The sequence below is a fragment of the Micromonospora sp. NPDC049044 genome (assembly GCF_040649215.1).
Classification (GTDB): domain Bacteria; phylum Actinomycetota; class Actinomycetes; order Mycobacteriales; family Micromonosporaceae; genus Micromonospora.
In genome coordinates this window covers 1-3020 of record NZ_JBEZFA010000084.1, presented here as the reverse complement: position 1 = coordinate 3020, position 3020 = coordinate 1, and the positions used below count along the sequence as shown (strand labels likewise).

The following is a 3020-nucleotide window of genomic DNA, read 5'->3' as shown; positions in this document are numbered from 1 at the left end:
CCAGCGGGAAAGCTACTGGCTGCGCGACAGTGGCGGCGGTGCCGACTTGACCGGCGCCGGGTTGACCGCCGCAGACCACCCGCTGCTGGGCGCGGCGGTGCCGCTGCCCGATACGGGCGGCTATCTGTTCACCGGGCGCCTGTCCGTGGCCCGGCAGCCCTGGCTCGCCGACCACGTCGTCGGCGACGCGATCCTCCTGCCCGGCACCGCCTTCGCCGAACTGACCCAGCACATCGGTGACCAGGTCGGCTGCCCCGCCGTCGACGAGCTGACCATCGAGGCGCCACTCGTGATCCCGGCCGGGTCCGGGGTCCGCGTCCAGGTGAGCGTCGGCGCGGTGGACGAGGCAGGCCGCCGCGAGTTGGCCGTCCGCTCGTGCCGCGAGGACGGCGAGACCTGGACCCGCCACGCGGCCGGGCAGCTGTCCGGCACGCCGGTCACCGCTCGGCAGGCACCCGCGCAGTGGCCACCCGCGACGGCGGTCGAAGTGCCCGTCGACCACCTCTACCCCCGCCTGGCCGAGGCCGGGCTGCGCTACGGTCCCGTCTTCCAGGGCCTGCGCCGTGTGTGGCGATCCGACTCCGACGTGTACGCCGAGGTGGCCCTGCCCGCATCGGCGGCCGGTGAGGCAGCCCGCTACGGCATGCACCCGGCCCTGCTCGACGCGGCCCTGCACGCGAGCGGCCTCGGCGCGCTCGCCGACGCCCCTGAGGCAGTCCGGCTGCCGTTCGCTGTCAGCGGCCTGACGCTCACCGCTACCGGCGCCGACCGGTTGCGGGTCCACCTCGCGCCGGCCGGACCCGACACGATCACGGTGTCCGCGTACGACACCAACGGGCAGCCCGTGCTGCGGATCGAGGCGCTGACCCTGCGGCCGCTGCCCGCCCCGGGTGCCGCGCTGGTGGCCGCCGACGGTCTCTTCCATACCGTCTGGGAATCGGCGACCCTCGACGTCACAGCCGACGCAGACGTGCACCTGGTCGACCTCACCGAAACCGAGCCCGCCGACGGGGCGGCCGAGCGGGCGCACGCGCTCACACGCCGTGCGCTGGGTCTTGTCCGCACCTGGCTAGCCGAGGACCGTGACCCCCGGCTCGTCCTGGTCACCCGCGACGCCGTCGACACCGCGACCGTGGACCCCGCAGCTGCCGCCGTGTGGGGCCTGGTCCGGTCGGCGCAGACGGAGAACCCTGGCCGGTTCGCCCTGGCCGATGTGGACGGCCCGCTCACCGGCGAGGTGAGCAGGCTGGTAACCGCAGGGGTGGCGGCAGGGGAGGGGCAGTTCACGCTCCGGGCCGGGCGGATGCGTGTACCCGTGCTGCTGCCGCTGGCCACCGACCCGCACCGGGAGGTGCCGCTCGACCCGCACGGCACCGTCCTGATCACCGGCGGGGCCGGCGCGCTCGGCAGCCTGGTCGCCCGGCACCTGGTCGCCGCGTACGGCCTGTGCCATCTGCTGCTGGTCGGCCGCCGCGCCGACGCCCCCGCCGACGTGCTCGCCGAGCTGGCCGCACACGGCGCCCAGCCCATCTACGCCGCGTGCGACACCGCCGACCGAGCCGCGCTCGCGGCGCTGCTCAAGGCGATCCCGGCCGACCGCCCGCTCACCGCGGTGATCCATGCCGCCGGGGTGACCGAGGACGGCGTCGCCGCCGCGCTCACCGACGACCAGCTCACCCGCGTGCTCCGCCCCAAGGCCGACGCGGCCGTGCACCTCGATGAGCTGACCCGTGACCATGATTTGGCCGCGTTCGTTCTCTTCTCCTCGATCGCCGGGGTCGTCGGCGCCGCCGGGCAAGCCAACTACGCGGCGGCCAACGCGTTCCTCGACGCCCTTGCCGCCACCCGTGCCGCCACCGGTGCACCCGCGACCTCCATCTCGTGGGGAGTATGGGCCCGGAGCAGCACCCTCACCGCCGCCCTGGACACCGCTGATCGCCACCGGATGAGCCGCTCCGGCATGCGCCCCCTCGACGACGCCGACGGGCTCGCGCTGTTCGACGCCGCGCTGCAGACCGGCGCGTCCGCCCCGACCGCCGCCCGCTTCGACCGGGCCGCCCTGCGCGCCCGCGCCCGCGCTGGGGACCTCACCCCCGTCCTGCGGCGGCTCACCCCGACCACAGCCCGGCGCAGCGCCACCGCCGGTGTGGACGGCACGCTGGCCGCCCGCCTCGCGGAGCTCACCCCGGACCAGCGCACCCGGCACCTCACCGACCTCGTCGCGGCCGAGGCTGCCACAGTGCTCGGCTACGCCGACGCGGCGGAGGTCGTCGCCGACCGCGCCTTCCAGGACCTGGGGTTCGACTCGCTCACCGCAGTCGAATTGCGCAACCGCCTCAACACGGTGACCGGGCTGCGGCTGCCGGCGACCCTCGTCTTCGACCACCCCAGCCCGGCCGCGGTTGTCCGGCACCTGCTCGGCGAACTCGGTGGCGAACAGCGCGCCGCCGTCGCGGTGCGCCGGACCGCCGACCTCGATGAGCCGATCGCCATCGTGGGTATGAGCTGCCGCTATCCGGGTGGCGTCAACTCGCCGGAGGATCTGTGGCGGCTCGTGGCCACCGGCGGCGACGCGATCACCGGCTTCCCCGCCGGGCGAGGCTGGGACGTCGAGCGGCTCTACGACCCGGACCCCGACGCCGTCGGCCGCACGTACGCCCGCGAGGGCGGGTTCCTGCACGACGCAGGGCGCTTCGACGCCGAGTTCTTCGGGATCAGCCGGCGTGAGGCGCTGGCGATGGACCCGCAGCAGCGCCTGCTGCTCGAGGTGTCATGGGAGGCGTTCGAGCGGGCGGGGATCGACCCGGCGTCGGTACGCGGCACGGCCACCGGCGTCTACGCCGGAATGATGTACCACGACTACGGCACCCGGGTCGTGGCCACTGCGGGCGAGTACGAGGGCTACCTGGGCAGCGGCAGCGCCGGCTCCGTCGCGTCGGGTCGGGTGTCGTACGTGTTCGGGTTGGAGGGTCCGGCGGTCACGGTTGATACGGCGTGTTCGTCGTCGTTGGTGGCGATGC

At 74.8% G+C, this 3020-nt stretch carries 1 protein-coding gene; it reads left to right on the top strand.

What is annotated here, in order from left to right:
• A partial coding sequence (locus tag AB0B85_RS33540) for an SDR family NAD(P)-dependent oxidoreductase (protein ID WP_357413788.1) occupies positions 1-3020 on the top strand: 3020 nt, incomplete at both ends.